Source organism: Alcanivorax sp., assembly GCF_014762765.1.
Lineage (GTDB): Bacteria > Pseudomonadota > Gammaproteobacteria > Pseudomonadales > Alcanivoracaceae > Alcanivorax.
On record NZ_JABURH010000148.1, the window covers coordinates 1 to 7,744 of the forward strand.

General features: G+C 58.5%; 6 protein-coding genes and 1 tRNA gene. 3 read left to right on the forward strand and 4 right to left on the reverse strand.

Annotated features, from left to right (window positions below):
* The first annotated feature begins 166 nt into the window (after positions 1-166).
* Positions 167-242, forward strand: a tRNA-Thr gene (locus HUJ17_RS10635).
* Positions 243-304: 62 nt separating this feature from the next.
* On the opposite strand, the gene HUJ17_RS10640 is transcribed toward HUJ17_RS10635, so the two are convergent.
* A complete protein-coding gene (locus HUJ17_RS10640) occupies positions 305-1,330 on the reverse strand; it encodes a transporter (RefSeq protein ID WP_290510670.1) in 1,026 nt (341 codons plus the stop codon).
* A 127-nt stretch (positions 1,331-1,457) separates the two neighbouring features.
* Positions 1,458-2,477 (reverse strand): AraC family transcriptional regulator, encoded by a 1,020-nt coding sequence (locus HUJ17_RS10645; protein ID WP_290510671.1) that lies wholly within the window; start codon positions 2,475-2,477, stop codon positions 1,458-1,460.
* Between the two features lie 157 nt (positions 2,478-2,634).
* On the opposite strand from HUJ17_RS10645, the gene HUJ17_RS10650 reads away from it, so the two are divergent.
* Together HUJ17_RS10650 and HUJ17_RS10655 are read left to right on the forward strand one after the other, a co-directional pair.
* Positions 2,635-3,066, forward strand: coding sequence for an SRPBCC domain-containing protein (locus HUJ17_RS10650; RefSeq protein ID WP_290510672.1), 432 nt, complete (start codon positions 2,635-2,637; stop codon positions 3,064-3,066).
* Between the two features lie 25 nt (positions 3,067-3,091).
* Positions 3,092-5,752 (forward strand): MMPL family transporter, encoded by a 2,661-nt coding sequence (locus tag HUJ17_RS10655; protein ID WP_290510673.1) that lies wholly within the window; start codon positions 3,092-3,094, stop codon positions 5,750-5,752.
* Between the two features lie 404 nt (positions 5,753-6,156).
* On the opposite strand, the gene HUJ17_RS10660 is transcribed toward HUJ17_RS10655, so the two are convergent.
* Both HUJ17_RS10660 and HUJ17_RS10665 read right to left on the reverse strand, forming a co-directional pair.
* Complete coding sequence (locus tag HUJ17_RS10660) at positions 6,157-6,918, reverse strand: hypothetical protein (protein WP_290510674.1); 762 nt, start codon at positions 6,916-6,918, stop codon at positions 6,157-6,159.
* 142 nt (positions 6,919-7,060) lie between these two features.
* A partial coding sequence (locus HUJ17_RS10665; protein WP_290510675.1) for a fumarate hydratase C-terminal domain-containing protein occupies positions 7,061-7,744 on the reverse strand: 684 nt, incomplete at its 5' end.

Below are 7,744 nucleotides of genomic sequence, written 5' to 3' on the forward strand. Positions count from 1 at the left end.
GCCGGGAGCCCCCAGGCACAGCGCATACAGATCCTGCGCGGCATGGATGTGGACGCCAAGAAATGGCACGCCCGCAAACTGGCCGGCATCAAGCAGGTTTCTTGACGCCGCTACTTGCCAGCCCGGGGCGTCCTGCTAAACTAGCGCCGCTCTGAATAACGGGCATGCCGGGATAGCTCAGTCGGTAGAGCAACTGATTCGTAATCAGTAGGTCCGCGGTTCGATTCCGCGTTCCGGCACCATCGAATCATAAAAAAGCCGCCTTTTAAGGCGGCTTTTTTTTGGTCCATCCTGCGACAGCCTCTTATTTCCCGCCGAAGGCCTTCTGCCAACCCACCGTGAAGGTGTAGTCGGTTTCCATCTGGACACCATGCAGGGATTGGTGAACCGGGGCCTTGTATTCCAGCGCCAAACGATGGCCCTTCAGTGTGCCGTTCTTGCCCAACAGGTTCAGCCCCAGACCGATATCCAGTCGCTGCCCACCCTTGGCGTCCGGATCGGCGGCAGGATTCATGTTGGGTGAAATGGTCAGATCTTCCGCCTGGCCATGAATGTCCGACCACCAGCTTTTGTAGGCCGCCAGAGAGACAGAGGCCCAGGGACTGACTGGCTTCGCCGCCCAGGCCGTCAGGTAACGTCGGGAACCCAGTTTGTAACCCTGATCATTCTCATCCAGCGCGATTCTGGCACTCACCTGCGCACCCCAGCTCCAGCTTTGATATTGCTTGTTCAGGGTAATGCCCGGGCGCGCCTCGTAGCTGCCAGACCCCAACTGCATGGGATATGGCAACTGGATCTCCTTGCCCTGCATGGGCACATAGTCTTCTTCATCAATGGAGCCGGTGGGCAGCCCCAACACCAGGTTCAGATGAAGACGATAGCCGTCCTGGTCGAAGAACTTGTAAAGGCCACCAATGCTGGCATCACCAATACCGGAGGTTTCGGTATCGAACTCGTCATCCATGGTGTTCATCATCATGGTCATGCGAGTTTTGGTGGTCATCTTGTTGGTGGTGTACGGCAACATGGCCATCAGGGTGAGATTGTCCGTCGGTGCGTACATGGCCCCGAGCAAGTGCATGTGCATGGTCATTTCATAAGGCAATGCCTTCATGTTCATCATGCCCATACCGGGGATCTCGCCGAAGGCTTCATTGGTGCTCAGCGACTCACTGCCCGACCTGGCACCACTCATCCCCATGCCCATATAACGATAGGACAGCATCCATTCGCCTTTGCCATGGGTGTGGTCGCCCATCACCGAAATGGGCGCATGACTGTCAGCACGCCCGCCATCGTAATGGGCCTGAGCCTGACCCATGATGGTCATCGCGGTTGCCGCGACGAGAAGATGAACTGTTTTCCGCATCTAGCTTCCCCACTGAATTACGATAGCGAGCAGCCTACGGATACGGCCGGCAATGCCAATGCGGCAAAACGTCGCAGCGGTGTCGATATCAGGCGAATTGCTTGCGGTACTGGCCCGGCGCGCAGCCCTGCCAGCGCTTGAAGGCATGGTAGAAATTGGCGGTATCGGAAAACCCCAGTTCCATGGCCAATGCCTGCATGTCACAACCCGGCTCGCGCAGGGCCTGGCAGGCATGCTGATGGCGAACCTGGTCCCGCAGCTGGGCAAAGCGGGTGCCCTCCTCCTGCAGACGACGCTGGAGTGTGCGGGGCGTCATGGCGAGGGCATCAGCCACCGCTTCCATGGTCACGCCCTGCCCTCCCAGCATGATTTCCAGCTGTTTGATCACCTGCCCGGACACACCGGCAGCCCGTGACAGACCCGACAACACCTGGTCCGCGGATTTGCGCAGACGCTCATTGTATTTGGGATAGGCTCGAGGTAGCGGTTCAGCCAACAGGCTGGCCGGGATGGTGATTGCATTGTATTGCTGGGCAAAGTGCAACGGGCACTGGAAAAACTGCTGATAGACCGCCAACTGATCCGCCACCGGCTCGCCATGTAGAAACCAGGCACTATTTACCGGCATGCTGCCCCCAAGCAGGGAACGGCCGATGGCCACCATGGTAGCCACCACCACTTCGTTATGGGTGCGGGTGGCAGTAAAGCGCAGGCTAGGGTCCTTGCTGGCCACCGCCAACATCACATCGTTGTCGATGGTGTTCAGAGAAAAGTCCAGATAAGGGACCACCAGATCCTTGTAGCGAAACAGCATAGCCAGCCCTTGTTCCAAGGTGTCGGCCGTTGCCATCACGTTGCCAAGCAGATCCAGATTGCCATAGTGATTGTCAGCGCCCACATGCAAACCGAACAACGGATCGTCACTGTCGCTGAACGCTGAGTAAAGCAACTCATCCAGTTGTAGCAGGCTGATAAACCGGTCGTTGCGACCGACAATGTCCGCATCAATCCCGGCACGCTCGAACAGGGACTGCACATCCAGGCGGCTGCGCAGGGATACCTCGAGGAGGCCGGGTAAAATGGAAGCTGGAAGCAACGTTGTGGTCATGGTGTTTCCTCGCAATCACCCGAAACTAGGCAATGGCAACGGGCAGGTCAACCAACCCGGATGGATTGGCCCGTTTGACCGACTGGAGCTTCCCTCAGACAGTGAGTACTCTAGCTGAATAATTCCTTGCTCAAGCTAATCAACAACCGGATCGATTATGCTCAAACGCTATCTGGTCGACGAGGTCACCGACACTCGGGCCTCCCGCAAGCAGGCTTTCAAACTGTTTACCGACGCAACCAACTGGCAGAACTGGTGTTCGGTCGTGCGTCATGCCCGTATCCTGAATGGCAATTGGCGCCCCGGCGCCCTGCTGTTGTTTGTGGCAGACCTGCCCGGCCTGCCACCGGCGCCGGTGGTGGTAAAGGTGATGGAGTATAAGGAAAACGAGCGCATCACCTGGGGTTTGCACTTGCCTTTTGCCCGCATTACCCATCGCTTTACCTTTATCGACGATGGTCAGGGTGGCTGCCGGGTGCATCAGGAAGAATGGACCGAGGGGCTGCTCACCCTGCTGGCCTGGCCCGCCGGCAAACTGATTCACCGCTTCGATACCCGCTTTGCGGCAGAATACGCCGCCATGTTCTGATTATTTACCCTGAACGGATTCCTTCATGACGCATCGACTGTTTAATGCCTACTGCCGGGTTGTTCTGGCACACCCGGTTTTCTGGCTGGCTCTGCTGGCGCTTATCTGTTCGGTCGCCGCCTGGCAGGCCCGGGAGTTCAAGATTGATGCATCGGCGGATTCGCTGGTGCTCGAGAACGATGAGGCATTGCAGTACTACCGGAAGATTTCCAAGCGTTATGGCGGCAGTGATTTCCTGATCATCACCTATACGCCGTCCCAGGCGCCGCTATTCCAGCGCAATACGCTGGAACACTTGCAGGCATTACAGAGCGATCTGAAACAGGTCGACCGGGTCAGTTCGGTGTACAGCATGCTCGATGTGCCTTTGCTGTTCAGCCCCCAGGTGGAATTCAGCGACCTGGCCAACGACTACCGGACCCTCACTGATGAGGATGTGGACCTGTCACTGGCAGAAAAGGAATTCACCGAAGAAAACCCGCTGTATGAAGATCTGCTGGTCAGCGACGACGGCAACACCACCGCCCTGCTGGTGAGCTTCGAGCGCGACGAAAAATATTACGACCTGCTTTACCGCCGTAATGAGCTGCGTGCCCAGCAACACGAGGGCGAGCTGGACGAAGACGGCGAACAGGCGCTGGAAGAGGCCTCCCAGGCCTTCAGTGACTACAGCAGCCAGATTCAGGAACGCACCGCCAGCGAGATTGATCAGGTGCGCAACATCATGGACAGCTACCGGGACGAGGCAAAACTGTTCCTCGGCGGGGTGCCCATGATCGCCACGGATCTGGTGCGATTCATTCGTGCAGACCTGAAAATCTTCGGCATCGGCGTGCTGGCGTTCCTGATTGTTACCCTTTTCATGATTTTCCGCCGCCCCCGCTGGGTAGTCGTACCCCTGGCCTGCTGTGGTGTCACCGTGCTGACCGTGACCGGCTGGCTGGGCTGGATGGACTGGAAAGTCTCGGTGATCAGCAGCAACTACATCTCGTTACTGCTGATCATCACCATGTCGATCACCATCCACCTGACCGTACGTTTCCGGGAGCTCCATGAGGAGAACCCGGAGGCCAGCCAGAAATGGCTGATCCGGGAAACCGCCGCCCATATGATGCGGCCCATGATCTACATGATCCTCACCACCATGGTGGGCTTCTCGTCCCTGGTGATCAGTGGCATTCGCCCGGTGATCGACTTCGGCTGGATGATGACCTTTGGCCTGGGCGTGGCCCTGGTGGTCTGCTTCCTTGTCTTCCCCGCCCTCCTTGGCCCGCTCAAGGCCGGCCAGCCGCAACAGGGTCGCGACTTCAGCCGCAAATTCACGCTGGCGTTCGCCGGTTTTACCGAGCGGCACCGCCCCACCCTTCTGGTGCTGGCTATTCTCACCGTGGTCGCCTCCCTGTGGGGGATCAGCAGATTGACGGTGGAAAACCGCTTTATCGACTACTTTCAGAAAGACACGGAAATCTACCAGGGCATGCTGCAGATTGATCGCAAGCTCGGGGGCACAACACCGCTGGATATCGTCATCGATGCGCCCAGTACTGACGCCCGCAGTACGACAGCCTCATCCGGGCCTGCCACCGGCTGGGACGGTGAATCCATGGACGACAGCGCCGCAACAGATCCGTTCGCGGCGGGTGGCGATAGCGACCCGTTCGCCACTGCAGAGCCGGATCCGTTTGCCGATAGTGACCCCTTCTCCGCTGGATCAGGTGGCGAAGACCCCTTTGCAAACGCGACGCCATCTGACGATCCGTTTGCTGATCCACAGCAGGCCAAACCCAATCCGCTGAAGGGCGCCTACTGGTTTACCCCGGCGCGTCTGGCCCAGTTGGTGGAGATCCAGAACTACCTGCAGTCCCTGCCGGAAACCGGCAAGGTGCTGTCCATCGCCACCACCTACAAGGTTGCGGAAAAACTGAACGAGGGCCCGCTCAGCTATGTCCAGTTGATGCTGCTGGCCAGCTTCATTCCCGAAGATCTGCGTGACCAGCTGGTACGCCCCTACTTGTCCGACGACGGCAACCAGGTGCGTTTCAGCGTGAGGGTGATCGATTCTGATGAAAACCTGAACCGCAACGACCTGCTGGCCAAGATCCGCACTGATATGGAAAACAACTTCGGCCTGCAACCCGAACAGGTGAACCTCACCGGCGCCATGGTGCTCTACAACAACATGCTGCAAAGCCTGTTCGATTCCCAGATCAAGACCCTGGGCTATGTGTTTGCCGCCATTCTGGTAATGCTGCTGATCCTCTTCCGCAGCCTGCCGGTGGCGCTGATCAGCATGGTGCCAAGCCTGATCTCCGCATCTCTGGTGCTGGGCCTGATGGGCTGGATTGGCCTGCCGCTGGACCTGATGACCATTACCATCACCGCCATCACCATCGGCATCGCCGTGGATGACACCATTCACTACATCCACCGCTTCCATGAGGAGCTGCCGAAAGATAATGACTACGTGGCCACCATGAAGCGTTGCCATGGTTCCATCGGCAAGGCCATGTACTACACCTCGCTGACCATCATCGCCGGCTTCTCGATCCTGGCGTTCTCCAACTTCAACCCCACGGTGTACTTTGGCCTCCTTACCGGCCTGGCCATGCTGGTCGCCCTGCTCAGCAACCTGACCCTGCTGCCGGCGCTGCTGATCTCGGTGAAACCGAAATTGCGAGCGGGCTGAAGCAGGCGTAGGAGCGGCTTGAGCGCCGCTCCTACGGCGGAGTTTGGACAGGTTTGCGGGGCTTTGATTGACCACTGACCAAATGAACAGTATATTGATTGTCCGGGTGGCCCCAGGCCTTCGTACTGTGACCCCAGGAAGACCTGATTGATCTCCGTAGCCCCAGGGATGGGGCCGGGCTCCCGGACTTATTCGATAAATCAGGCTGGCAGAGGGCGCGACCCAGCCTGAGTCCAGTTTCCCAGGCACGGATTCGCTTCAAGCGTCATTCACAGCCATACCGTGTATCCGTGAATTACGCCTACGGCTTCCACCCTGCGGACAACGCACAATAATTGCGGGTTCGGGAAGATGCCGGGCTTGGGATGGAGCGTTAAGAAGCGGTAGCCAACCGCTTAATGACTCTAATTACGGTCAGGCTGACACTGGGATCCCAGCAGGTTCTGAGCAAGCACGTAGCGATCCTGAGCATTTTCCGCCCGAATCTCCCCCACCGACAGGTACTGCAAGGTCCAGTTGTCCCAGATTCTGGTATACCGACTTTCCAGCAATACATCACCGCGCATCATGGTGGCTCGCTCCGCCTTCACCGTCAGCTTGTCGCCATCACGCCGGATCTGATATCCCTCATTGGGATACAACACCTCCAGGCAGGCCAGAAACCGTTTCAAGGTCATTTCCGAGGCGGAGCCTACGGTAAACGCCAGAGGCAGGTTCGGTACTTCCAGCATCAGGTTGTGAATATTGGCCCCATCCAGCCTTTCCAGACGTTGGCTCTGAGCCTTTTCCTGTTTTTCTTCGGCATTGCGCAGGCTTTCCGCCATTTTCTGGGCCTGACGCATGTCATCGCGTAGCTCCCGGCGCCGTTGTGCCTGACGGCGCTGCGCTTCCCTGTGAGCCAGCACGGCCTGCCAGGCACGCTCCACCTCCAGATCCACCTGTTGCGCATAACGCCGGGCCTTGCGGGCTCGGGCGATTTGCTCCACACAATCATCCCGCCATGCCGCAGCCTGCTGCTCTTTCAGGTAACGGGCATCACGGTAATGCTGATAGAGAGACTGACAGCCCTCTACCCGAGCGCCCAGCGCGTCGATTTCATGGTAGTCGAGACCACCCACCTGGGCCGGCGCACGGGTCCAGCCCAGCCAGTCTGCAGTGGTCGGCACAACCGTGCTGCAACCGCTGACAGTCGCTATCAGACACCCAATGAGAAAAGCCGGAACAATACGCACAACAGAACGTCGCCTGTAGGATCGGGACGGAAAAAAAAGGGGTAGCGAGACTACCCCCTTCGTGACATGCAGGACCTTAACGTGCAGCGATCTTTTCTTTCCAGATCACCGGGCCGGTCTTGTGAACGGATTCACCAGTGGAGTCCACTGCCACGGTCACCGGCATATCTTCCACTTCAAATTCGTAGATAGCTTCCATGCCCAGATCTTCGAAGGCGGCCACACGGGATTTACGGATCGCCTTGGACACCAGATAGGCAGCACCACCCACGGCCATCAGGTACACCGCCTTGTTGTCCTTGATGGCTTCGATGGCGGCATCGCCACGCTCGGCTTTACCCACCATGCCGATCAGACCGGTTTCTTCCAGCATGGTGCGGGTGAACTTGTCCATCCGGGTGGCCGTGGTCGGGCCAGCGGGGCCGACGACTTCGTCACCCACCGGGTCCACCGGGCCTACGTAGTAGATAAAGCGGTTGGTGAAGTCCACGGGCAGTTTTTCGCCTTTGGAAATCATGTCCACCATGCGCTTGTGGGCCGCATCACGGCCGGTGAGCAGTTTGCCGGACAGCAGCAGGGTGTCACCGGGCTGCCAGGTCTGCACTTCTTCCGGGGTCACGGTATCCAGGTTGACGCGCTTGGCGCCTTCGTCGTTGCCCCAGGCAATGTCCGGCCACTCTTCCAGATCCGGTGCTTTCAGGTCGGCCGGGCCGGTGCCGTCGAGGATGAAGTGGGCGTGACGGGTGGCGGCACAGTTGGG